This is a genomic window from Streptomyces mutabilis (genome assembly GCF_046628145.1).
Taxonomy (GTDB): Bacteria; Actinomycetota; Actinomycetes; order Streptomycetales; family Streptomycetaceae; genus Streptomyces; species Streptomyces mutabilis.
The window spans coordinates 7170022-7193735 of record NZ_CP176874.1 but is presented as its reverse complement, the minus strand read 5'-3'; the positions used below and the strand labels follow the sequence as shown (position 1 = coordinate 7193735).

The window sequence follows — 23714 nt, the reverse complement described above, 5'->3', positions numbered from 1 at the left end:
GCGACACGCGCTGTGTGCTGACCATTACTAAGCACGTCCACCGCGGCCTGCCACCGGAGTGGGCCACAGGGATGAGAGACCGGTTCCCGGGGACTTGCCGCAGCCCGGAACGGGCATCCGCAAGGCAAGGCGCGTGCCGCACAGCATGAGGAGGGGGCGGGGTGGACACGACCACAGTGGTGATCATCGCGGCGGTGACGCTCGCGGTGGCCGTCCTGGCGGCGGCGGTGGCCGTTCTGGTACGGCTGGTCCGCACCCGACGGGATCTCAGGCGGGCCGGGCTGCCCACCGGTCCGCGGTGGGTCTTCTGGGGGGCCGTCCTCTACTTGGTGCTGCCGGCGGACCTCGTGCCCGACCCGGTCTACCTGGACGACGTCGGTGTGCTGCTCCTCGCGCTGCGCTCCGCGCGCGGCCCTCTCGGCGGGCGGCGGGAAGCCGAGAGCCGGCGGCGGGACGCCGGTCCGCGCCGTGACTACGCTGCGTAAGGAAACCATTCACCCGTTCGATTCGTATAAGTCTCTGGAAGCCGAAGGAAGTCGGCGGACCAGGCGACGGCGCAAACGAGCCGTCATCTGATCGGCGCAGCACCGACTAGGGAGAGACGATGCAACCGTTCGCGCTCAACTACGCACGGCCCGCAGTGGAGTTGGAGGCCACCACTCCCTACGTCTACGACTCCGGGCTGCAGTTGAACGTGCTCCTGGACGGGCGGGTGGCCGCCGGTGACCACGCGCTGCTGAGAGAGCTGGGCACCACGACGTCCACCGCGGGCTCGAAGACTCACTTCGACGACTGAACACGGGCCGTCGACAATGACCGTACTGATCCTGACCTGTGAAGAGGACGTCACCGCGGACATGGTGGTCGTGCACCTCAACGCGTCGGGAGTACCGGTGGTCCGCCTGGACCCCGCCGATCTGACCGGTTCCGCCGCCCTCTCCGGTGAGTTCGTGCACGGCTCCTTCCGGGGCCATCTGTCCTCGGGGGGCCGCCTGGTGAGCATCGGAGGGATCCGGTCCGTCTGGGTGCGCAGGCCGGGCGAGGCGGCCGCACGCGCCGCGGAGCCCTCCGCGTGGCTGACCGAGGAGTCCGGGCAGGCGCTGTACGGCATGCTCCGCGACTGCGGGGCACGCTGGATGAACGAGCCCGACGCCGCGCACCGGGCCCGGTACAAACCCTGGCAGCTGCGCCTGGCCCAGCGGTGCGGGCTGCCGGTGCCGGCGACCCTCATCACGACGTTCCCCCGGGCCGCGCGCGAGTTCGCCGCGCGCTACCCGGACCTGGTCGTCAAGCCCGTCTCGGGCGCGCACCCGCAGGACCCGCCGCTGGCGGTGCCGACCAGCAGGGTTCCGCCCGAGGCCGACTTCTCCGCCGTCGCCCACGGCCCGACGCTGCTGCAACGCCGGGTCGCCAAGCGCGCCGACATCCGTGTCACCGCCGTCGGCGAGGAGTTGCTGGCCGCGCGGAAGACGACCCTCGCGTGCCCGGACCCGGAGGAGGTCGACGTCCGTTTCACGGCGTCCCCCGAGCCGTGGCGGCCGGCCGAGGTGCCGCCGCGCGTCGCCGAGTCCGTCCGCGCCTACCTCCGCGCTGCGCACCTCGCCTACGGCGCCTTCGACTTCGCCGAGGACGGCGACGGCACCTGGTGGTTCCTGGAGTGCAACCAGTCGGGGCAGTTCGGCTTCGTCGAGGTGGACACGGGTCAGCCGATCGCCCGCACCATCGCCGAGTGGCTGGCCCGTCCCGCTTCCGGGGAGCCGGTGGACGCGGGCGGTCCGGGCACGGCCGCCGTCGGGTGAGGCCCCCCGGCGCGCGGCCGCCCGTCAGTGCTGGCGGGGGCCGGGCAGCAGGGCGGTGCGCTGCCAGCCGGCGCCCGGGGACGGCTGCCGTTGGGCGCCGGGCAGATAGCCGGGTCCGCCCAACGGGCGCATGACAACCTCCAGCTCCCTGCTCACGCGCTCGGCGTCCCGTCGCACCTGCTCGGGAACGTCACCGCGTTCGGCGACGAGTCGGTCGTAGATGGGGGAATCCTGGAACACCCGTCAACGTGCCTTTCGTGTCGTCCGCCCCCGCACGGAGGCGCGACTGAGCAGTCTAGGCGTCCGTCCACCCGGCGGTGCGCATTCGTCCGAAGGTGACGGCCGCTCAGGCGCCGGTCGGGGAGAATCCGGCCGGACGGTCACGAGCACCGTCACGGTGGCCCGCAGCCGGTCGAACCGCGCCGCGTCCCACGGCAGGTCAGCCGCCGCGGCACCGCGTGCGCAGGGCCCGTCTTGCGGATCAGCCCGGTCCTCACGGCCTGACCCCCAAGACGGGCCCCAGGGTACGGCGGTCTCACACGGCCAGCGACAGGCCGCTCTCCCCGTCCGGCTCCGCTGCACGGGCCGCGTCCGCCGTCCGGCCCTTGGCGAGCAGCAGCGCGTCGGCCTTGGCCACCGCGTCGTGGATGCCGGTCGTCGCCATCATCACGCAGAGCGTGTAGCTGACGTCCGCCAGCTCGCGCGCCGTCGCCGGGCTCTCCCTCTCCGCCTGAGCGATCCGCAGTGACGCGTATCGGGTCAGCAACGTTCTGACGACTTTCGGGTCGGGTTCGAGCACGAATCGCCCCTCTCTCGATTTGCGCTCCGTATGCCCGAACCCGGACGAAACATTCACACCGTGCGAGCCGCCACACGCAATTGACGAAAATCAGTCGTTTCCTGTCCGATCTTTGCCGAATTGAGGCAGCTGTTAGACCGAAAAGGGACGGAATGACTTCGAGTGCGACTGGGTGACGTGGCCGCCGCGGTCAGGCGACCTGTCCGCTGTGCAGTGCCGTGTACGCCCCTCCCCTGCCCAGCAGCTCCTCGTGGGTGCCGGTCTCCAGGATCCGCCCCTCCCCCATGACCACGATCCGGTCCGCTCCCCGGACGGTGGACAGCCGGTGTGCGACGACGAAGGTCGTCCGACCGCGCAGCAGCCGGGCCAGTGCCTGCTGGACGAGGGCTTCCGAGCGGGTGTCCAGCGCCGAGGTGGCCTCGTCCAGGATGAGCACCCTGGGGTCCCGGATCAGGGCGCGGGCGATGGCCAGTCGCTGGCGCTGGCCTCCGGACAACCGTGCGCCGTGCTCCCCGACGAGGGTGTCGAGGCCCTGTGGCAGCCGGTCGACGAACTCCAGCGCGTTGGCGTCGCGCAGCGCACCGCGCACCGCCTCCTCGTCGGCGTCGTCCATGCCGTAGGCGACGTTCTCCCGGACGGTGCCGTCGAAGAGGATCGACTCCTGCGGCACCACCGAGACGAAGCGACGGTACGTACGCAGGTCGAGGGTGTTCATGTCGGCTCCGTCGAGCAGCAGCCGGCCGGACGTGGGCCGCAGGAAGCCGATGACGAGGTTGAGCACGGTGGACTTGCCGGCGCCGGAGGCGCCCACCAGCGCGATCGTCTCGCCGGGTTCGACCGCGAGCGAGAAGTCGCTCACGGCCGGCCGCCCGTCGTTCTCGAAGGTGTGCCCGACGCCCTCGAAGGTGACGGCGCCGCGCAGCGAGGTGAGTTCCGTCCTGCCCTCGTTGTCCTCCAGTTCGGGGGCCTGGAGCACCTCGCCGACCGAACGGACGGACTCCAGGCCCTTGGTGATGACCGGGGCCAGTCCCGCCAACGTTGTCGTGGAGTTGGTGAGGGTGGTCAGGAAGGCGCTGAGCATCACGACGTCGCCTGCGGTGACGCCCCAGACGTCGTGGTACGAGATCAGCGCCGCCCCCGCGAGCACCAGGACACCGACCACGTTGAGCACGACCCAGGACAGCGAGCCGAAGCGGCCGTTGACCAGGTCCAGGCGCATCCCGGAGGTGAGCAGGCGCTCCAGGGTGCCGTCCATGCGGCGCAGCGCCTTGCCCTCCAGGCCGTGGGCGCGGGTGACCGGGATGAGCCGGGTCATCTCCGTGACCCGGGAGGAGAGGGTCTCGACCTCGTGGCGGAAGTGTTCGTTGTGGGTGCGCAGCCGGGCCCGGAGCCGGGCCACCAGGAGGGAGGCGGCGGGGACGACGACCAGGAAGACCGGCAGGAACTCGGGTGTGCGGACCGCGATGATGACGAGACCGCCGGCGAGGACGGTGAACGCGCCGAGTCCCGTCTCGGCGGTCTGCTGGACCATCTGCTCGACCGTCTCCACGTCCCGTACGACCTTGGCCTGAAGCACGCCGGCGCTGACGCGCGAGTGGTAGCCGATGGAGAGCTGCTGCATGCGGGTGCAGAGCGCGGAGCGCAGGGCGGTGCCCATGCGGCGCACGCTGCCGTACAGGAGGCGGACGTACAGCAGGTGCAGCGGGTAGTTGACGACCAGGATGAACATGATGATCCCGGTGCTCGTCCACAGGTCGCCGATCGGGCCGTGCTGGACGACGGTGTCGATGATGGACGCGGTGATGAGCGGCAGCAGCCAGACCGGGCTGTGCTTGACGGTGAAGACCGCGACCGCTCCGGCCAGCCGGTGGCGGTCGGCGCGGAAGAGGTAGACGAGGGTGCGTATCGGGTGTTCGCCCCGGTAGCGGTGGTCGAGCGGCTTTTCGGGCGGCGACGCCATCGGCGTGGTCCTCCTGGCGACTGGGGGGCAAGCGCTTTCTTCCGCGCGCTTTCCTACCCCGTCGGCAAGGAGTACGCCACCTCGTCCCGCTGGTCGGTACGCCGGCACACCGTGGCGTCGCGTGCCGGAGGGAGGCCCGCGCCTTCTCCCCCGTGGAGGGCGCGGGCCTCAGTCTCCGAGCGTGCGGGCGAGTTCGGTGGTGGCCCTGGTGATCTCGCTGTCGTCGTCGGCGAGCAGCCGCTGCAGTTCGCTCCGCCGGGCGCGGACGGCCTGCCGCGCCGCGCGCTCCCATGCGACCGGGTTCTCCCGGTGGTTGAGCAGCTTGGGATAGACGGTGGCGGTGGTCTCCCACTGCCGTGCGTCGGCGATGTTCTTCAGCAGCTGGATGATCTGGGCCCGGCAGTTCACCTGGGGCCGCTGGGCGAGCTCCCAGAGGAAGGGAACGGTCGCCGCGGTCGCCTGCTCGACGACGAAGCCGTACTGGCAGATGCGTTTCCGCAGATCGACGAGGGCGGCTCGGGCGGTCTCCGGGTCACCCCCCGCGACCTTGCGCAGCAGGCGCGGAATGGCCGCGGCCGAACCGCTGGAGTCCTGGATGTCGCTCCAGGGCACTCCGTCCAGCCCCGCGAGGGGGGCGGCGGCCCTGGGCGGGCCGGGCGGCTGCGTCTGACGATCGGTGCGCCGGGTGCTCGGCTCGGGTGTCGGAGCGCTGCGCATGGTGTGGGGCCCTCCGCGGCAGTCGGGTCAGGTGAGGGGGCGGGTCGTCAACGCGGCCCAGACGGTCTTGCCCGCCGGTGGTCTCGGGGTCCAGCCCCAGTCGTCGGCGAGTGCGTCGACGATGCACAGGCCGCGCCCGTGCTCCCGCAGTGCGGAGCCGTCGGACGGGGTGCGTACGGGTTCGTTGTCCCCGGGGTCGGAGACGGTCAGCATCAGGTGACCGGGGCGCAGGGCGAGGCCCAGCCTGACCTCCGGCGCACCGGCCGCGGCGGACGGCACCGCGTGGGCCACGGCGTTGGAGGCGAGCTCCGTGATCACGAGGACGGCGTCGTCGGCCTGCCGGTCCAGGGACCAGCCGCTCAGCGTCTCCCGGGTGAAGACCCGGGCCCGGGCGAAACCCTCCGCGCTGCACGCGATCCGCAGCATCGCGGCATCCGGACGCCCCTCCGCCACGGCTGACCTCACGTCCGGAGCGGCCGACGGCCATGGGCTGCGGCCGACGGCCGGTCGCGCCGCGTGCGGGAGCACACCGAACCGGCCCGCCACGCCTGCCTCCGACACTGGTTCGCCGGGTGACCGGAGCCTTAAATGCGCAGGTGACGACACGGCATCTCCCTGATGCAACGTCAGAACGGGGCGCCGACCGAGGGGTTGACGCCACGGCTATTATCCACGCTGACAGCGCTCGCGTGCAATTGCACGGGAAATTGCGCGAAAAGAATCGGATGGGAGCGCGCCGGGACCGACGGGCCCCGGTCCGCTTCCCCGAACGGCGAGGAGACCGCGGTGCCACCAGTACGCAACGGAGTGCGGGCCAGTTCGTTGGAGGCCCGCTGGAAGAAGAGTCGGCACAGCAACGCCGAAGGCAACTGCGTCGAGGTCGCCTTGGTGGACGGCGGCATCGCGGTGCGCAACTCCCGTGATCCGGACGGCCCGGCGCTCGTCTACACGCCCGCCGAGGTGGCCGCTTTCCTGGCCGGGGCGAAGGAGGGCGAGTTCGACCACCTGCTCTGAGGCGGGCGGCGGTCGCCGTGGAGTGCTGCCGACGGGGGTTCCGCCCCGGCGGCCGACCGGGGGAGCATGCACCCAACCGGAGGCCAACTACCCGATTTCCATGGGCGGATGCGGTAGGCACAGGCGGGATGCGATAGTGTGGTTTCTCAAGTCTGCCGGTCTGCTGGGAGTCAGGATGTCCGCCGCCGCGTCGCCTCGCATCTCCCGCCTCGAACCCTATCTGGACCGGGCCGAGCCGGCGCCCACTCTGCTGAAGATGCTCGTCGGCGTCCAGCTGGCGGGCTTCCGCGAGGACGCCGGCCTCTCCCAGGACCAGGCGGCGCGCGAGCTGGGGTTCAGCGCGGCGAAGCTCTCGCGGATCGAGTCGGGCAAGGGCCGCAGGCCCCCTGCGGAGAAGGACGTCCGGGCGCTGCTGGACCGGTACGGCACCGACGCCTACGAGGCCTCGGTCCTGCTCAAACTGCTCCAGCGCGCGGGTGAGCCGGGCTGGTGGCAGCGGCACGACAAGCGCCTGATGCCCGAGTGGTTCGACCGTCTGGTCGGCCTCCAGGAGGCCGCGGCCACCATCCGGACCTTCGAGATCCAGTACGTCCCCGGACTGCTCCAGACGGCTGCCTACACCCAGGCCGTGGTCGAGCGGGGCCTGCCCAACGCGCCCGCGAGCGAGGTCCGGCGACGGGTCGAGCTGCGCATGCGCCGCGCGGAACTGCTGCTTCGCGCCGACGCGCCGCAGTTGTGGGCGATCATCGACGAGTCCGTGCTGCTGCGTGTGCTGGGCAGCCGCGAGGTCATGCGTGAGCAGCTGGAGCACCTCGTCGAGATGGCGGCGAAGCCCCATGTGACGCTGCAGATCGTGCCGCTGGACGTGACGAACGCCTCCGCGCCCGCGATCCCGGTCACCTATCTGCGCTTCGGCGGCACCGACCTGCCCGACGTGGTGTATCTGGAGCACATCAGGAGCGCCAACTTCCTCGAGGACCGCGACGAGACCGAGGAGTACCGGGTCGCGCTGGACCGGCTGGCCGACGAGGCGCTGACCCCGCGCGAGTCGCTCGAGCTGCTGCGCGGGACGATGGCACAGCGCTATCCCGCGAAGTAGCCAACGCGGCGGCTGTCCCGCGACGTGGCCAACGGGGCAGGGGACGCGGGCCGCGCGCCCGTGCGCGGCCCTCACGTGCGTCCTCGGCTAGCGGATGCGGCCCAGTCCGCCGAACTCGATCCACTCGTCGGTGAGCTGGCGGGGCGCCACATCGGTGTCCGGACGCCAGGTGGAGACCTCCACCAGGCCCGGCTCCAGGATTTCCATGCCTTCGAAGAGGGCTTCGACGTCCTTCGGCTCGCGGACCCGGCCCCAGTGCCCCTGCGTGGCCTGGTCCATGAACTCCGTGACGAACTTCCGCACTTCGGGGTCCTCGCTGACCAGCTGGCACATCACCGCGTAACTCCCGGGCGCGAGCCGCTCGGTGACACGGCGGACCACCGCCATCGGGCCGTCGGTGTCACTGTCCGGGATGCAGTGGAAGACCGAGTTGAACAGCACGGCGACCGGCTGTGAGAAGTCGATCAGGCGCTGGGTGTCCGGGTGGGAGAAGATCTCCTCCGTCGAGCGCATGTCGGCGTGTATGACGGCGGTCCGGTCGTTCTGGTCCAGCAGCGCGCGGCCGTGGACCAGCACCATCGGGTCGTTGTCGACGTAGACGACGCGGGACTCGGGGGCGACGCGCTGGGCGATCTGGTGCACGTTGTCCTGCGTGGGCAGGCCGGATCCGTGGTCCAGGAACTGGCGGATTCCGTAGTCCTCCGCGAGGGTCCTGACGACCCGCTGCAGGAAGCGCCGGTTGTTCAGCGCCAGCCGACGGGTGCTGGGGACGACCTTGTCGAGCTCACCGACCGCCGCCCGGTCGGCCGCGTAGTTGTCCTTGCCGCCCAGGTAGTAGTCGTACATGCGTGCGGCCGTTGGCACGTTGGCGTCGATCTCCGTGGACAGCTGCTTGTCGGCTTGCATCGTTCCCCCAGCTCCGTACGGGCGCCAACTGGACTGGCATGGCAGAGAGTACATCCTAGGGACCTGATGGTCAGGCGAACCAGGGGGTGGGGCAAGTGGCCGCCAAAACGTCGGCGGTGCAGGCGAGTTGACGGCCACCCACCTGGGTCAGCCGCGTGCGGCCAGGTACGCGTCGACCCCGGGCGCCTTGCGGGCGTCCTCCACGCCGACCAGGCCGCCGACCGCCTTGGCGTCGGGCTTGAGCACGTAGGTGGACCGGCTGGCCGGCTCGGTCACGAAGGTGAAGTTCTGCGGGGTGCCGAGGCCGGTGTCGGCGTTCTTCTGCGAACGGTGCGCCTTCACCACGGCCTCCCGGGTGAGACTGCCGCCGTCACAGGCCTTCTTCAGGTCGGCGCCGATCAGCTGGGCGGCGTTGTACCCGGAGAGCACGCCGGAGTCGACCGGCTCCCCGGGGTACTTCTTGCCGTAGGAGGCGACCATCTTCTTGACGCCCGGCAGGTCGGAGCTGACCGCCGGCGCGGCGCTGACGACGTGGACCATCGCCTCCAGCGCCGGCGCCGCGGGCGTCTTCATCAGCTGCGGGGAGTATCCGGGAGCGCTGGAGACGATCGGCACCTTGAGGCCCCGGGCGGCGGCCACCCCGGCGAGGGACGCCGTCTGGGCGGGGCCCGCGCTGATCAGGACGGCCTTCACCCCGGCGCTGCTCAGCGCGGAGACCTGCGCGGTCAGATCGGTGTCCGTCGCCTTGATCTTCTGGCCGACCACCTTCATCCCGGCCTGCTCGGCGGCCCACTCGGAGCCCTCCAGCGCGTTGGCGCCGTAGTCGCCCTCGAAGTACACGTGGCCGATCGTGTCGCCCTTGGCGATCTTCTTGGTGCGGGTCAGGAAGTCGACGGCCGCGATCATGTCGAGGTCGTAGGTGGTGCCGAGGACCTGGACGGCGTCCTTGCCGAGCAGGGAGGCGGCCCAGGCCTGCGGGAAGGTCAGCATGCCGTCCCGCTCGATGTCGTCGAGCAGTGCCGCGACCACCGGTGAGCCGATGACCTGGGGCAGGGCGACGACGTCCGGGGAGATGTCGGCATAGGCGGTCACCGCCTTCTGCACGTCGTAGCCGTGGTCCTTCACGACGATCTCGACCTTGCGTCCGCAGATGCCGCCCGCCGCGTTGGTCTCGTCGGCCCACATCTGCTGGGCCTGCACGATGGACTTGCCGAGGGTGGCGTAGGGGCCGGTGAGGTCGGTCAGCGCGCCCAGCTTGATGGCCTTCTCGCTGACTCCGGGACCGGCCTTGACGCCGTCGGCGGCGTCGTCGCTGCTCCCGCCCTCCGCCTTGGAGCTGCAGGCGGTGCCCGCGAGCAGCACGGCGGCCAGTGCCGCGGCCAGGGCGGCGGTCCGGGTGGTGCGGGGCCTTGGGTGCGTGACGTTCACGGGGTGTGCTCCTTGGCTCGTGCGGTGGTCGCGGTGGTTTCCGTGGTGGCGGACGGGGGTGTGCTGCCGGGCAGGCCGGTGGCGGACGGGCGGCCGCGCAGGCGGGCGCGGATCCGGCGGGCCAGTCCGTGCAGGCCGTCGGGGGCGTAGAGCAGGATGACGACGATCGCGGCGCCGTACAGGTAGCGGGAGGCCTCGGTCGGGCCGATCGAGCCGTCGCCCGAGCCCGGCGTCGCCACCAGCGGCAACTGGTCGGCGTAGCGCGTCATCAGCAGCGGCAGCGCGGTGACGAAGACGGCTCCGGCGGTGGCTCCGGCCACGGAGCCGAGGCCGCCGATGACGATCATGGCGAGGTAGTCGACGGAGAGCAGGAGGGAGAAGTAGTCGGGCACCACGCGGCGGAAGGAGAGCGCGAGCAGGACGCCGGCGAGGCCCGCGTACATCGAGGAGACGACGAACGCCGCCGAGCGGTACCTCGCCACGGGCACGCCCATCACGGACGCCGCGGTCTCGCTGTCGCGCAGCGCGGCCAGGGCTCGGCCGGGGCGCCCGCGCAGCACGCCGCGCGCGGTGAACCAGGTGAGGGCGAACAGGGCGAGGCCGAGGTACCAGAGCCGTTCCTCGGCGCCGAACGGCACGCCCAGGACCGTCAGCTCCGGGTCGGTCTCGGCGAAGGTGAAACCGCCCAGTTCCAGCGGCGGCACCGAACGTCCGTTGAAGCCGCCGGTGACGGAGTCCGCGGTGAGCAGGACGTGGTGGCCGAGGAAGACCAGGGCGAGGGTGGCCACGCCCAGGTAGATGCCCTTGACCCGGCCCGCGACGGGGCTGAACAGGCCGCCGGCGGCCCCGGCGAGCAGCACGGCGAGGACGGCGGCGAGGGCCGGCGGCAGTCCCGGGCCGGGCTCGCCCGCCAGCCACACGTAGCCGTAGGCGCCGACGGCGAGGAAGAAGGCGTGGCCGAGGGAGAGCTGGCCCGCGGTGCCGCTGAGCAGACCCAGCCCGACGGCGCCGATGGCCGCGGCCATGGAGAACAGGCCGATGCGCAGCCAGAAGGCGTCCAGGTAGAAGGGCAGGGCGCACAGGAGGAGGGCGGGCAGCAGGAACGTCGCGGACCTGCGCAGGCGGGCGCTCTTCAGGAGGTCAGACACGGGCCGCTCCCTTCGCCGCGAACAGTCCGGCGGGACGTACCAGGAGGACCAGCACCATCACGGCGTACGGGGCGACGTCGCCGAAGCCCTCGCCGAGGACGTGCAGGTCGGACTGGTAGCCGGCGACGAACGCCTCGGTCAGGCCGATCAGCATGCTGCCGACCAGGGCGCCGACCGGGGAGGCCATGCCGCCGAGGATGGCCGCCGGGAACGCCTTGAGGGCGATCTGCCCGGTGGTGCGCTCCAGCCCCGGCGCCGGGAAGGCGACCAGGAAGACCGCGGCGAGCGCGGCGAGTCCGCCGGCCAGGCACCAGGCGACGGTGCGTACGCGGGTCAGCCGTACGCCCATCAGGGCGGCGGCCTCGCCGTCCTCGGCCGCCGCGCGCAGCGACAGGCCCCAGGGCGTGAACCGGAAGAGGGCGAAGGCGCCGCCGATGGCCACGGCGGACACCAGGATCGCGGCGATGCGGCTGTCGGCGACGGTCACCGGGCCGAGGTCGGTCACCGCGTTGCCCCAGGGGTCCCCGAGCGGCAGCAGGTCGCCGCCGATCCGCCTGGCCAGGTCGGTCACCAGGATGATGTCGATGCCGATGGTGACGATGGTCTGCACGTGGGCGGCGTGCGGATCGGTGCCGCCGACCCGCTGCAGCACCAGCCGGTCCAGCGCTCCGGCCACGGCCGCCGTCACGACGACGGCGAGGGCCAGCGCCCCGGCGAAGCCGAGGTCGTCGTGGAGGACGGCGACGAGGTAGCCGCCGAGCAGCAGGAGCGAGCCGTGGGTGAAGCTCAGGACGCCGGAGGCCTTGAAGATGGTGACGAAGCCGAGGGCGATCAGGGCGTAGACGGAGCCCAGGGCCAGTCCGTTGAGGAGGGCGTCGAGGAAGCCGGTCATGCCGCCTCCTCCCCGGTGGTGCCGGTACCGAGGTAGGCGCGCAGTACCTCGGGGTCGCGCCGGACCTCGTCGGGGGTGCCGTGGGCGATGGCCTTGCCGAAGTCGAGGACGGTGACCTCGTCGGCGAGGCGCATGACCAGGCCCATGTCGTGCTCGACCAGCACGAGGGACAGGCCGAGTTCGGCGCGGATCTCCCGGACGACCTCGGTCATCCGGACGCGTTCGGCGGCGTTCATGCCGGCCACCGGTTCGTCGAGCAGCAGTACACGGGGCTCCAGACAGAGGGCACGGGCGAGTTCGACCCGCTTGCGGTCGCCGTACGACAGCAGGGCGACGGGTGATTCGAAGTGGGCGCCGAGACCGGTGAGTTCGGCGATCTCCCGGGCCTTGGCGAGGTGTGCGCGCTGTTCGCGCACGGCGTGCGGCAGGCGCAGGGCGCTGGCGGCGAAGCCGGCGCGGGACAGGGCGTGGCGGCCGAGCATCAGGTTGTCGGCGACGGTGCCCTGGGTGGTGACGATGTTCTGGAAGGTGCGGGCCACCCCGAGGGCGGCGATCCTGTGCGGGGCGAGCCGGGTCAGTTCGGTGTCGCCGAGCCGTACGGTGCCGGCGGCCGGCCGGTACAGGCCCGACAGGACGTTGAAGCAGGTGGACTTGCCCGCGCCGTTGGGGCCGATGACGGCGTGCACGGTGCCCGGGGCGACGGTGAAGGAGACGCCGTCGAGGGCGACGAGTCCGGCGAAACGCACGGTCACGTCACGGACCTCGAGAGCGGGGGGTGCGGCGGTGCGGGTCACGCGGCCCCCTTGCCGTCGGTGTCCTCGGCGGTGTCGCCCAGGTAGAGGCGGCGTACGGCGTCCGTACGGGCGAGTTCGGCGGCGGCGCCGGACAGCCGGACCTCGCCGACCTCCAGGACGAAGGCGTGCTCGGCCAAGGACAGCGCCATGCCGGCGTTCTGTTCGACGAGGAGCACGGCGGTGCCCTGAGCGTTGATCTCTCGGACCACCTCGGCGATGCGGTCCACCATCAGCGGGGCGAGTCCGAGGGAGGGCTCGTCTAGGAGGAGCAGGCGGGGCGCGGCCATCAGGGCCCGGCCGATGGCCAGCATCTGCTGCTCCCCGCCGGAGAGCAGACCGGCGGCCTGACGGGTGCGCTCGGCGAGCCGCGGGAAGAGGGTGAAGACGCGGTCCCGTGCCTCGCGGACCTGGGCCGGGGCGCGCCGGTTCAGGCCGAGTCCCCCGGCCCGCAGGTTCTCGTCGACGGTGAGTCCGGCGAACACCCGCCTGCCCTCGGGGACCTGTACGACTCCGGCGCGTACGGCGGCGACGGGGTCGCGTCCGTCCAGGGCCGTGTCGCCGTAGCGGACGCGGCCGGCCGTGATCGCGCCGCGGTGCAGGCGCAGGGTGCCCGACACGGCCCGCAGCAGCGTGGTCTTGCCGGCGCCGTTGGCACCGAGCAGAGCGACGACGCCGCCGTGCGGGACGGTCAGGGACACGGAACGGAGGGCGGACAGCGCGCGCCCGTACGTCACGTCGAGGTTCTCGACGTGCAGCGCGGGCTCGCCGTCCGGTGGTGCTGCGGGCATCGCGGCTCCTTGGGACCGTGCCGGGGCCGGCACGGTGACGGGTGAAGGGGGGAGCTCACGACAGCACGGGCCCGGGTGCCCGTACAGGGGTCCCGGGCCGGGTCGCTGCGGCGTCCCAGTCCGGGGGCGGAGAGTCTGTGCGGATGCCCAGGGCTGGTACGCGGCGCGGGCCCGTGCGGGGCCGGCGGTGCCCGCGGGGGTGCGGGGTGCGCGTGGGGATGCGGGGGACGTGTCGGGGAGGCGGGCGGGTCGCCGGTACGTCGTGATCCGGAGCGTCATGAGTCGGCGCAGGCCCTCTCCGGAGGGAAAGCGCGGGGCGGTGCCGTCACATCCGCGCGCCGAACGACGGGCGCCCGCGGGCGCCCGCCCCGATGCCGTGCCGATACGCGGGTCGCCCGCGCATCGGCAGGTGCCTCCTCAGACGCCGGAACCCGTCGCTCAGTCGCGCAGGACCCGTCGGGCGGTCAGGGCCAAGCTGATCTCGACCACGTCGGCCGGGCGGGCCAGCGAGCGGCCGGTGAGTTGCTCGCAGCGGCGGAGGCGGTTGAGGACCGTGTTGCGGTGGCAGTAGAGGCGCTCGCCCGCCCGTTGCGCGGAGCCGTCGCAGTCGAGCCACGTGGTGAGGGTCTCCAGCAGCACCTCGCGATCGGCGGGTTCCAGCCGCAGCAGTGGGCCGAGCACCCGCTCCGCGAGGGCACCGCCGAGTTCCGGGCTGGAGGCGACGAGGGCGGCGGGGAGGTGGTCGGCCAGTCTCACCGTGCCGCCCGCCTGCGGGCATATCTCCAGGGCCGTGTCGGCGAGCCTGCGGGCGTCGCCGACCGAGGCCAGCCCGTCCACCGCGCTGCCGACGCCGATCCGGACGCCGGGGACCTGGGCACCCGGCCCGCGCCCGGGCAACGGCGGCTGCGGAAGCCCGTCGTCGCCCGCGTCGGCCAGGACGATGCCGTAGTCGACGTCCGCCCCGGCGTGCCAGTGGACGCGGACACCCGGCGGTACGGCGGCGCGGGCGGCGTCGGTCCGCGCCGGGTTCTGCCCGGCGACGGCGACGACGAGGTACCGGCCGTGCTCGGGCAGCTCCAGCGCCTGGGCGGCCTCGGGGAGGTCGGCGATGCGGCTGGTGCCGTCGAGGAGGCCGGCCGCCAGCAGCCGGGCCCGGTTCTCCCGGCGCCGGCCGACCTGCCACTCGGTCTGCCGGTAGGCGTCGGCGACGAGGGTGCAGTGCTCGTCGACGAAGTTCCACACGTCGGCTGCGACGTGGACGAGGAGGCGTACGTCCTCGGGCGCGGTGCGGGAGGTCTCCTCGACCAGCCGCTGCCACACCAGCGAGCCGCCGAGGCGGAAGGCGTGCAGCAGGGCGTCCAGCGGGAGCCCCTGTTCGGCGCGGGCGGCGCCGATCCGCCAGGAGCAACGGCGGGCCGCGTCCCGGGCGCCGCGGGGATCCAGCAGCGAGGTGACGCTGTGCCGCAGCGAGCGGTGGGCCTCCTGCCAGGTGGCCGTGGGGTCCATCGTCAGGGCCGTGCGGTACGCCGGTTCCTGCTCCCGCAGCAGGGCGACCAGCCGGTCGGTCAGGTCGGGCAGGTCGTCGAGCAGGGCGCGGGCGGCCCGGTGCAGGACGCGCAGGGCGTCGGCGTCCATCAACGACGCGACGCTCGGTGTCCGCGGGCGTGGAACGGGCGTCAGTCCGGTGCGGATCGCTGCTCGTGACCGTACGGCGTGCTGCATCGCGGTCCTCCCCAGGCCAGGGCTTGCGGAGGTGCCCCGCGGCGGGCCGTCCGCCCGTGCCGGGCATGCCCCCTGACTCGTCCTGCCCCGAAGGATGGCATACCGTCCGGTCGGTCCCTAGGGTTGTGCACCGGTCTTTTCCGACCTTCCGGCCCCTTGGTCCTGCTCGGCCTGCTCCACCATGCGGGCCAGTTCCAGGCGGGACCGGACGCCGAGCGCGGCGAAGACCTTGCGGAGGTGGTAGTCGACGGTGCGGGTGCTGACCGCGAGGGTGAGCGCGACCTCGCGATTGGTGGCGCCCTCGGCGACGTGCCGCGCGATGCGCAGTTGCTGCGGCGTCAGGCGGGTCAGCGTTCCGGCTCCCCGGGCCTGCGGCGCGGCACCGAGCGCCCGCAGTTCCGCCCGGGCCTGCGCCGCCCAGACGCCCGCGCCGCACCGGTCGAAGCCGGCCAGCGCGGTGCCGAGGCGACCGCGGGCCTCGCGGGGTCTGCGCCGCCGGCGCAGCCACTTGCCGTACAGCAGCGCGGTGCGGGCCCGTTCGAAGTCGCCGCCGGCCTCGTCGTGCCGGGCGAGGGCCCGCAGGTAGAGGTCGTCGGCGCGGTCCTGGGGGGCCAGGAGGGCGTGGCAGCGGGCCAGCTGCGCGGCGGCCTGCGGGTCGGCGCCGAACGCCGCCCAGTCGGCGAAGTCCGTGAGGACCTCGTGGGTGTCCTCGGGACGTCCGGCGAGGACCGCCGCCTCCACGAAGCACGGCACGGCGAGCCGCCACACCGCGAAGTGTCCGCGTCCGGGACCGGGCAGGACGAGGAGACCGAGCCGGTCGGCCGCGTCGTGGGGGCGGCCCCGGCCGAGGTCGGCGCGGGCCGCCGCCCACTCCGCGAGGGTGGCCGCCTGGGCCAGTCCGTGGCGCCGGGCCGTGGCCAGCGCGGCCTCCACGTGCCGGGCCACCGCCTGCGGCTCCTCCTCGATCGACGCCGCCAGCGCCAGTACGGCCCGGTGGTGGGCCGCCGTGTTGCGCTGCCCGGCGCGCAGCGCGGTGCGCAGCCCGTCCTCCGCGTGGACGCGCGCCTGGGAGTGCCGGCCCGCGCGCAGTTCGGCGTAGGCGAGGTACTCCAGTGCCTGCGGCACCAACGCGTCCGAGCCGAGCTGCCGGGCCGCCGCCAGCGCCCGCGCGCCCGCCCGGCGGGCGGCGTCCACTTTCCCGAGCAGCAGGGCGGCGGAGGCCGACCGCAGCAGGGCTTCGGGCCGGTCGTCGATCCTGCCCCGCTCCACCACCTGCTCGAGCGACGGGGCGGCCCGGTCGAGCCGTCCTTCGAGCAGCGCCCGCATGCCGACGCGGTGGTCGCGCACGGGGTCGGGACACCGGCCGGGCGCCTGCGGCCGTCCCACCGGTCCCGGCGGCCCCACCGGTTCCGGCGACAGTGTGGCCAGGCAGGCCGGCAGGTCCCCCGCGGCCCAGGCCGCGACGGCGGCGGCCAGGGTGGCGGTCGCGGCGTCGGCGGGCGCGTCCGCGGCCAGCAGGGACGCGGCCAGCAGCAGGGACTGATGGGCGTCGCCTACGGGCCGTCCCGGAGTTCGGCCATTCCGCGCGCCAGTTCGGCCCGTCCTCGTACCGCGGCCGGGGCGGCGCAGCCGCGGGCCGCCGCGAGCAGGGGACGTGCCCGGTCGGGGCGGCCCGCGAGCAGGGCCTGCTCGGCCGCGGCCGTGTACCGCTCCGCCCGGGCCGCCCCGTCGGCCGTCAGCTCGGCGGCGCGGGCGTACGCCTTGGTGCGCAGCCGGGGGGAGGCGGGCACCGTGCCGTCGGCGGCGAGCGCCGCCAGCCGGTCCGCGAGCCGCGCCACGGGCGTCCGGCCGGACAGCGACCAGGAGCGGTGCAGCAGCGCAGGCAGCCGGTGGCCGCCGGCCTCCAGTACGTCGGCCAGCGCGCGGTGCGCGGCCCGGCGCCGGTCCGGCGCGGCGGTGGCGTGGACCGTCCGGCGCAGCAGTGGGCTGTGGAAGCGGAGCCGGTCGCCGGCCCCGGCGAGAACTTCGGGGAGGGGGTCCGCGGCGGGAGCGGGCGCGGGCTCGGGACGCAGGTGCCGCAGGGCGTCGAGCACCAGGCCGGTGTCGACGTCCGGTCCGTCCGACGCCCGGACGGCGGCCGAAACCGTCAGCAGCAGGTCGTGGGCGTCCGGGGACGGACCGGACAGCGCCCGGCCGGCCACCGCCGCCAGGGTCCCGGCGTCGGCCAGCGGCGTGGGCAGGGGCCTCAGCCCGCGCAGTTCGGCGGGCGAGAGCCGGCGGACGAGGGCGAGGAGCAGTGCCGGGTTTCCCTCCGCCTCGGCCAGCAGTTGCTCGCGGACGGCCGGGGCGGTGGCGCCGTCGGTCACGTCGTCGAGCAGGGCGTCGGCGTGCGACGGTGCGAGCGGGTCGAGGCGGACGACGGGGAGGCGGGCGTACTCCGGGTCGACGGCGCGGTGCCCGGCTACGGAGAGGAGCAGTCCGATGCGGCCGCCGGTGTGCAGGATTTCGGCCGCGCGGCCCAGGGCGGCCCGGGCCGGGGCGTCCCACAGGTGGGCGTCGTCGACGCACACGAGGAGGGGAGCCTCGCCTGCCGCCGCCCGCAGGGTGCCGAGCAGTTCCTCGGCGGTGGCAGGGGCGCGCCGGTCCGTGGCGGGCCCGAGGTGCAGTACCGAGCCGGCCCGGAAGGAGCGGGCGGCCCACTGGAGCAGGGCGGTCCGGCCGAGCCCGGGTTCGCCGGTCACGACGAGGTGGCCGCTGTGGGCGCGCAGCCCGTCCAGCAGGGCACGCACCGTCTCTCGTTGTGCGCTTCGGCCGTGGAACCGCACGGCCGTACGTACGGTCGTCTCTCCGGTCATCCACGTCAGGTTACGCGTGCGTAACCTGACGTGGAAGCCGTCGCTCCGCCGCCGCCCGCCGGGGTGTCGGCCCTGTCACCTGCGCATGTGCGCCGTACGGAGGCGACGCACGTTGTGCCGCCGCCCAGCCGCCCGGGCCGGGGGCCGTGCGGCCGCACAGCGGGCCGGCGGCGGCCGCGGGAAGCCCGCGACCGCCGCCGGCCGGTGCCGGAAGGCCTGTCAGGAGCCGTGCGGGCAGTTGCCCCGGTACTCCTCGATGGTCAGGCTCGGCCGGGGCAGCGGGCACAGGAACTGCTCGTAGCGGGTGTCGTTGTCGATGAACCGCTTGAGCCAGGAAATGCTGTACTTCGCGATCGTCGTGTTCGACGTGTTCGGCGAGAAGTGGCTCGCGTTGTTCAGCTCCAGGTACGCGCGGTCCGTCCGGGACGGCAGGCTGGAGTAGAACGGTTCGGAGTGCGAGGAGACGGGTGCGATCGTGTCGCCGTCGGCCCCCACGATCAGGGTCGGGGTGCTGACCTCGGGCCAGCTCTTGTCCAGGTTCCAGGGGGTGAGCGGGATCGCCGCCTGGAGCGAGGGACGGGACTTCGCGGCCTCCAGTGAGCCGCCGCCGCCCATGGAGTGGCCCATGACGCCGAGCCGGCTGCTGTCGATGCGCCCGCGCACGGAACTGCGCTCGGTGAGGTAGTCCAGGGCGGCCAGCAGCTGCCGGCCGCGGGAGTCGGGCTGGTCCATCGTGGTGTTGGTGTCGATGGTGAAGACCACGAAGCCCTGGGAGGCCAGCCGCGGGCCGAGCCAGGCGATGGACGACTGGTACGCCGTGAAGCCGGGCGAGATGACGACGGCGCCGAAGGTGCCGTCGCTGGTGCTGGTCGGGTAGTAGATGGTGCCGCCGCCGAAGCCGGTGACCACGAGCGAGGAGACGGTGGTGTCGGCCACGGAGTACGGGCCGCGCAGTGCCTCGATGCTGGACTCGGTGGGCGCCGGGCCGCGCTCGTACGGGTTGTCGGCGGCCTGGGCGCCGGGGCCGGTGAGGGTGGTGAGCGCCACGGCGGCGGCCACGGCCGCGGTGACACCGGCGAGCCGGCGACGCGCTCCGCGGAACGCCGGACGCGCGGCGTGGGTGTGGGGGTGCTGGGGCACGGGGAGTCGTCCTCTCGGTCGTGGCGAGTGGTCGGCCGGTGATCGCACACGGCCCGGACGCGTGGGGTCGCGTCCCGGGCCATCCACCGGCCGGCGTCGCCGATGAGCTGGTCGTGCCACTGTCGGGGCGCGGTACGGCCGGGGGGATCGGCAATATCACCGGTCTCGTGCGACGCGTTCGTGGAGCGGCACCGGAACGAACGGTGACCGGGGCGCCGGGAGGCCGCGCCGAGGGTCGAGCACGGGGGTCCGGAGGCACCGTCGAAAGCCGACCACGGGGGTCCGGAGGCCGGCGCCGAGAGCCGAGGGCGGGGGTCCGGAGGCACCGTCGAGAGCCGAGGGCGGGATCGAACCACGGTCGTGGTGCCTCCGGAACGTCCGTGGTCTTGCCCGGGCACCCGGTCGGTGTGGCACGCTCGGCGTCGGCCGGGCGGTTGCGCGCCGGCCGGCGTGCGGCACGTCAGCCGGCCCGGTGCCGGGTCCGGCGCGGAGGAGAGGCGACGGCATGCGGATCGGACTGCTCGGTACCGGCCCCTGGGCGGACATGGCGCATGCCCCGGCCCTGCGTCTGCACGAGGGCCTGGACTTCGTCGGGGTGTGGGGGCGCCGTCCCGACGCCGCCGAGGAGCTGGCGAAACGGCACGGCACGCGCGCCTACGACGACCCCGACGCCCTGCTCTCGGACGTGGAGGCCGTCGCGTTCGCCTTGCCCCCGGCGGTGCAGGCCGGCATGGCGGTGCGTGCGGCGCGGGCCGGTTGCCATCTGCTGCTCGACAAGCCGCTCGCGGCGACGGTGGCGCAGGGGCGGGCGGTGGTCGAGGCGGCCGGTGGGGCGGGCGTCGCCTCGGTGGTCTTCTTCACCGCCCGGTTCCAGCCCGAGTCCGAGGCGTGGATCACCGAACAGGGCGCCGGGGGCGACTGGTTCACGGCGCGGGCGCAGTGGCTCGGCGCGGTGTTCAGCGGGGACAGCCCGTTCGCCGCGTCGCCGTGGCGGCGGGAGAAGGGCGCCCTGTGGGACGTCGGACCGCACGCGCTGTCCGTGCTGCTGCCGGTCCTGGGCGACGCCCGGCGCGTGTCGGCCGCGGCGCCCGGGCCCGGGGACACGGTCCATCTGGTCCTCGACCACACCGGCGGTGCGTCCAGCACGCTCACGCTCAGCCTGACGGCACCGCCCGCGGCGGCGGGCGCGACGGTGGAGCTGCGCGGGCCGCGGGGGGTGACGCTGCTTCCCGAGACGACGGAGGGCCCGGTGCCGGCGCTGCTGCGGGCCGTGGACGCGCTCCTCGCCTCCGCCGGGGGCAGGGGCCCGCACCCGTGCGACGCCTCGTTCGGCCTGCGCGTCACCGAGATCCTCGCCGAGGCGGAATCCCTGCTGGCCGAACGGAGGTGACCGGGGTCAGACGCCTGCCCCCTCACCCCCGAACGGTTCGTCGCTCCACCTGAACCAGGCCCGCTCGCCCTGGATGTGCAGCAGGAACTCGGCGACCGGGCCGTCGGGAGAGACCAGCCGCACCCTCCGTGCGATCTCGGCGTGGACCGCCTCCCAGTCGGCCCAGTGCCCGTCGTCGTCCCGCTCCGCGAGGGCGAGTTCGCGCGCGAAGAGGTCCTCGACGCCACCGAACGCCGGCCCCGCCCGGAACCGGCCCGACAGCCAGGGGAAGTCGGCGTCGTCGATCAGGATCTCGCCGATCTCGGCACCCTGGCCCCCGTGGCCCGCGGCACCACCGTCTGCACCGGTCTCCCCGGCTTTCCCGGCTTCCCCGTCCTCCTCGACCTCTTCCGCCCTGCGCACGTACCAGGTCTCGCCCTCGAATCCCACGTCCGCCCCTCCGCCACCCGCTCCGGTGATCACCCTGACGGCCAGCATGCCACCCGGCACCGACACCGGGCCGGAGCGCACCCCGGCCCGCTGCGTCGGCGCCGCGGCGCGGCCGGTCGGCCGTCGGTCTCGGGCGCCGCCACACAGCAGTGGTCGCCCCGCGAGCGGGCCTCCGGCCTCCCGCACGGATTAAACGGGCCTTAAACGCCGGTTAAGCGTTGCTCGTCCGGCACCGGACATCCCAAGTGGGAGAAGTAGCAAGGAGTTTGGGGCGGACCGGAGCGGTTGGCCGCACCATGCGTTCTGCGTACCATCGGCGCACGGTGTGAGAGCGCTCTCAGGATTCCGCCCGCACTCTGTCATGTCCCGAACACTCTGGAGACCCCCCACATGACTCCCCGTCACCAGCGTCCGCTCGGCCGCCGCAAGCTCCTCGTCGCCCTCGGCGGCGCGGTCGTGGCCGCCCCCGTCGCCGCCGCCGTCGCCCCGCACGCCCTCGCGGGCGTCGACGCGGACGGCGACACTGCCGCGCCCCGGGCCGAGGCCGCGGGCGCCCTGCCGCTGACGATCGTCAACGACACCGGCTCCTTCGGCAACGCCGACGTGCACGTCTACATCGTCGGCAACCAGGACGGCCGGCAGGTGCGCCTCACCCCCGACGGCACCGTCGCACCCGTGGCGCTGTCGGACAACGGAGCCGACGGCTTCACCGACTACGCGATCAGTCTCGCCGGCAGCGGCGGGACAACGCTGTCACTGCCGTACCTCTCCGGCCGGATCTACGTCTCGCTCGGCGCGAAGCTGAAGTTCAAGGTCGTCGCCGACGGCGCCGGCAATCCGGCGCTCCAGTACCCGGCGGGCTGGGTGAAGTCCGACCCCAACCACGGAGTGCTGCACGACTGCGCCGAGTTCACCTACAACTCCTCCGGCATGTTCTGCAACACCACCATGGTCGACATGTTCAGCGTGCCGCTGAGCATCCGGCTGACCGGGGCCAAGGACCAGACGACGGGCACCGTACGCCCCGGCGGACGGGCGGCCGTCTTCGAGGCGGTGCGGTCGGTCGAGGAGTTCGCGCCGCTCGTCGTGGACGACACGCGGGTGATCGCCCCCGGCCACGGCCTGGACGCCGGGCTGTTCCCCGAGGACTACCTGGCCCCGTACATCGACGAGGTCTGGAGCACGTACACCGGCAAGGACCTGCGGATCACCACCAACGCCGGCACCTTCACCGGCCGGGTGCGCGGTGACCGGCTGACCTTCGACGGCCCCGCCCAGGTGTCGTTCGCCAAGCCGTCCACCCGGGACGTGCTCTTCTGCGACGGCGCCCTGGCCGCGCCCAACGACGGCACGACCGGCCCGGTCGCGGCGGTCCTGGGCGCGGCCTTCAACCGCTCCACGCTGGTCACCTCCGCCGACCAGCCCACGACCGACCCGGCGTCGTTCTACCGGGCGGCGCTGACCAACCACTACTCCAAGGCTGTGCACGCGGCCACCGAGGACGGGAAGGCGTACGGCTTCGCCTTCGACGACGTCGCGGACTTCGCCTCCTACGTCCAGGACACCGCGCCCACCGGGTTCCGGCTGACCCTGACCGCGTTCTAGCCCCTCCCCCACGGCCGCCCCGGCTCGGCGTGCGGGAGGCGGGGCGGCGTAGGAGCGTGGTGGGTGTGCGAAAGGTGTCGGCCGCGCCACCGCGCCGGGACGAGGACCGGCGGAGCTGGCTGAGCGGTGCTCCGCCGCCCCGCTGGGTGCGGGTGCTGCCGCCGGTCCTGACCGGGGCGATCTGCGTGGCGACGCTGCTCAGCGACGACCGGCTCGACATCGGCTTCCTGCTGGGCGCCATCCCGCCGCTGGCCGTCCTGTCGTACGGGCCGCTGGCGACGGCCCTGCTGTGCGGTGCCGTGATCGCGCTGCTGACCGTGCCCGCCTTCCGGCTCGACCGTCCGGGCGACGCCGACCTGCTGACCGTCGTGTTCGTCGCGGCCCTGAGCGTCTTCGTGTCCTTCGTGCGCAGCCGCCGCGACGCCCAGCTGGATCTGGAGCGCACGGTCGCCGAGGCGGCTCAGCGGGCCGTCGCTCCACCGCTGCCCGAGCGGGTCGGGGCGGTGCGCTGCGCGGGGCTCTACCGGGCGGCCCAGCGCGGCACCCTGGTCGGGGGCGACTTCTTCGACGTGCGGGACGGGCCCTTCGGTGTCCGGGCCGTGACGGGTGACGTCCAGGGACACGGGCTGTCGGCGGTGTCGACGGTCGCGTCGCTCCTGGGGGCGTTCCGGGAGGCGGTGCTCGACGAGCCGGACCTGGCGTCGGTGGCGGGACGGCTGGACCGCAGGCTGCTGGTGGACTCCGCGGGCGCGCGGCACGCCGAACTGTTCGCGACGGCCGCGCTGCTGGAGTTCTCCGCCGACGCCCTGCGGGTGCGCGTCGTCGTGTGCGGCAACCCGCCGCCGTTCCTGCTGCGCGGTGCGCGCGCCACGGAACTGGAGGTCTCCCCGTGGACACCACTGGGGCTCGGGCTGGCGGACGCCGGCGCGATCGAGGCGTGCACGGTGGCGCTGCGCCCCGGCGACCGGCTCTTCCTCGCCTCCGACGGGGTGGTCGAGGCCAGGGACGACAGCGGTGCCTTCTACCCGCTGGCCGACCGGCTGACCGCCCTCGCCGCCCAGGACGCCGAAGGCGGCGGGGACGCCGCCACACTCCCGGAGCGCGTCTGGGCCGACCTCGTGCGCTTCTGCCCGGACGTGGAGGACGACGTCACGATGCTCGTCCTGACTCCCGCGCCCCCGTGACGGCCCGAAACGCGTCCGGCCTTCCGGATGCGCGGTCCGCTTCCG

General features: G+C 73.7%; 22 protein-coding genes and 1 pseudogene. 8 read left to right on the top strand and 15 right to left on the bottom strand.

Annotated elements, in window-relative coordinates; all coding sequences use genetic code 11:
- The first annotated feature begins 161 nt into the window (after positions 1-161).
- From ACLIN4_RS32240 to tgmB, 3 genes are all read left to right on the top strand, one after another.
- Positions 162-485, top strand: a complete 324-nt coding sequence (locus ACLIN4_RS32240) for a YkvA family protein (RefSeq protein ID WP_289909096.1) — start codon at positions 162-164, stop codon at positions 483-485.
- 119 nt (positions 486-604) lie between these two features.
- Positions 605-796, top strand: a complete 192-nt coding sequence (gene tgmA / locus ACLIN4_RS32235; protein ID WP_073728776.1) for a putative ATP-grasp-modified RiPP — start codon at positions 605-607, stop codon at positions 794-796.
- 16 nt (positions 797-812) lie between these two features.
- A complete protein-coding gene (gene tgmB, locus ACLIN4_RS32230) occupies positions 813-1799 on the top strand; it encodes an ATP-grasp ribosomal peptide maturase (protein ID WP_107478991.1) in 987 nt (328 codons plus the stop codon).
- A gap of 24 nt (positions 1800-1823) precedes the next feature.
- Here the strand turns inward: tgmB and ACLIN4_RS32225 are convergent, their stop codons facing one another.
- The 5 genes from ACLIN4_RS32225 to ACLIN4_RS32205 all read right to left on the bottom strand — a co-directional run bounded on the left by ACLIN4_RS32225 (position 1824) and on the right by ACLIN4_RS32205 (position 5881).
- Positions 1824-2039, bottom strand: coding sequence for a hypothetical protein (locus ACLIN4_RS32225; RefSeq protein ID WP_100048577.1), 216 nt, complete (start codon positions 2037-2039; stop codon positions 1824-1826).
- A gap of 295 nt (positions 2040-2334) precedes the next feature.
- Entirely contained in the window at positions 2335-2598 is a 264-nt protein-coding gene (locus ACLIN4_RS32220; RefSeq protein ID WP_100048576.1) for a DUF5133 domain-containing protein, read from the bottom strand.
- Between the two features lie 190 nt (positions 2599-2788).
- Entirely contained in the window at positions 2789-4558 is a 1770-nt protein-coding gene (locus tag ACLIN4_RS32215) for an ABC transporter ATP-binding protein (protein ID WP_107478992.1), read from the bottom strand.
- A 168-nt stretch (positions 4559-4726) separates the two neighbouring features.
- Positions 4727-5275, bottom strand: coding sequence for a hypothetical protein (locus ACLIN4_RS32210; protein ID WP_290012081.1), 549 nt, complete (start codon positions 5273-5275; stop codon positions 4727-4729).
- A gap of 27 nt (positions 5276-5302) precedes the next feature.
- Entirely contained in the window at positions 5303-5881 is a 579-nt protein-coding gene (locus ACLIN4_RS32205) for an ATP-binding protein (RefSeq protein ID WP_289909098.1), read from the bottom strand.
- A 180-nt stretch (positions 5882-6061) separates the two neighbouring features.
- Between ACLIN4_RS32205 and ACLIN4_RS32200 the strand changes: the two genes are divergently transcribed.
- Together ACLIN4_RS32200 and ACLIN4_RS32195 are read left to right on the top strand one after the other, a co-directional pair.
- Positions 6062-6289: a DUF397 domain-containing protein gene (locus ACLIN4_RS32200; protein WP_100048574.1), complete on the top strand. Its 228-nt coding sequence runs from the start codon at positions 6062-6064 to the stop codon at positions 6287-6289.
- Between the two features lie 175 nt (positions 6290-6464).
- A complete protein-coding gene (locus tag ACLIN4_RS32195) occupies positions 6465-7388 on the top strand; it encodes a helix-turn-helix domain-containing protein (protein ID WP_411576484.1) in 924 nt (307 codons plus the stop codon).
- Between the two features lie 87 nt (positions 7389-7475).
- Here the strand turns inward: ACLIN4_RS32195 and ACLIN4_RS32190 are convergent, their stop codons facing one another.
- The 9 genes and pseudogenes from ACLIN4_RS32190 to ACLIN4_RS32150 form a co-directional block, all read right to left on the bottom strand.
- A complete protein-coding gene (locus tag ACLIN4_RS32190; RefSeq protein WP_100048572.1) occupies positions 7476-8294 on the bottom strand; it encodes an SAM-dependent methyltransferase in 819 nt (272 codons plus the stop codon).
- 147 nt (positions 8295-8441) lie between these two features.
- Positions 8442-9722 carry an ABC transporter substrate-binding protein gene (locus ACLIN4_RS32185; protein WP_107478994.1) on the bottom strand — a complete coding sequence of 427 codons (1281 nt, stop codon included), beginning with the start codon at positions 9720-9722 and terminating at the stop codon, positions 8442-8444.
- Complete coding sequence (locus tag ACLIN4_RS32180) at positions 9719-10870, bottom strand: branched-chain amino acid ABC transporter permease (RefSeq protein WP_179342598.1); 1152 nt, start codon at positions 10868-10870, stop codon at positions 9719-9721. Before ACLIN4_RS32180 ends, ACLIN4_RS32185 begins: the two co-directional genes overlap by 4 nt.
- Complete coding sequence (locus ACLIN4_RS32175; RefSeq protein ID WP_107478995.1) at positions 10863-11762, bottom strand: branched-chain amino acid ABC transporter permease; 900 nt, start codon at positions 11760-11762, stop codon at positions 10863-10865. Before ACLIN4_RS32175 ends, ACLIN4_RS32180 begins: the two co-directional genes overlap by 8 nt.
- A complete protein-coding gene (locus ACLIN4_RS32170; RefSeq protein ID WP_289909099.1) occupies positions 11759-12556 on the bottom strand; it encodes an ABC transporter ATP-binding protein in 798 nt (265 codons plus the stop codon). The genes ACLIN4_RS32175 and ACLIN4_RS32170 overlap by 4 nt, the downstream gene beginning before the upstream one ends.
- Positions 12553-13344 (bottom strand): ABC transporter ATP-binding protein, encoded by a 792-nt coding sequence (locus ACLIN4_RS32165; protein WP_107478996.1) that lies wholly within the window; start codon positions 13342-13344, stop codon positions 12553-12555. Before ACLIN4_RS32165 ends, ACLIN4_RS32170 begins: the two co-directional genes overlap by 4 nt.
- Before the next feature lie 438 nt (positions 13345-13782).
- Positions 13783-15066 (bottom strand): PucR family transcriptional regulator, encoded by a 1284-nt coding sequence (locus tag ACLIN4_RS32160; protein WP_411576483.1) that lies wholly within the window; start codon positions 15064-15066, stop codon positions 13783-13785.
- A 117-nt stretch (positions 15067-15183) separates the two neighbouring features.
- Positions 15184-17921, bottom strand: a pseudogene (locus ACLIN4_RS32155) (LuxR C-terminal-related transcriptional regulator).
- Between the two features lie 219 nt (positions 17922-18140).
- Positions 18141-19061: a dienelactone hydrolase family protein gene (locus ACLIN4_RS32150; RefSeq protein WP_107480493.1), complete on the bottom strand. Its 921-nt coding sequence runs from the start codon at positions 19059-19061 to the stop codon at positions 18141-18143.
- A 505-nt stretch (positions 19062-19566) separates the two neighbouring features.
- Between ACLIN4_RS32150 and ACLIN4_RS32145 the strand changes: the two genes are divergently transcribed.
- The gene (locus tag ACLIN4_RS32145) at positions 19567-20451 is read left to right on the top strand and encodes a Gfo/Idh/MocA family protein (protein WP_289909102.1); all 885 of its coding nucleotides are present in this window, start codon (positions 19567-19569) and stop codon (positions 20449-20451) included.
- Positions 20452-20457: 6 nt separating this feature from the next.
- On the opposite strand, the gene ACLIN4_RS32140 is transcribed toward ACLIN4_RS32145, so the two are convergent.
- The gene (locus ACLIN4_RS32140) at positions 20458-20880 is read right to left on the bottom strand and encodes a hypothetical protein (RefSeq protein WP_107480494.1); all 423 of its coding nucleotides are present in this window, start codon (positions 20878-20880) and stop codon (positions 20458-20460) included.
- A gap of 390 nt (positions 20881-21270) precedes the next feature.
- On the opposite strand from ACLIN4_RS32140, the gene ACLIN4_RS32135 reads away from it, so the two are divergent.
- On the top strand, positions 21271-22485 hold the full coding sequence (locus ACLIN4_RS32135; RefSeq protein WP_411576482.1) for a glycoside hydrolase family 64 protein: 1215 nt from the start codon (positions 21271-21273) through the stop codon (positions 22483-22485).
- 65 nt (positions 22486-22550) lie between these two features.
- Positions 22551-23669 (top strand): PP2C family protein-serine/threonine phosphatase, encoded by a 1119-nt coding sequence (locus ACLIN4_RS32130; RefSeq protein WP_107480522.1) that lies wholly within the window; start codon positions 22551-22553, stop codon positions 23667-23669.
- Positions 23670-23714: the final 45 nt, after the last annotated feature.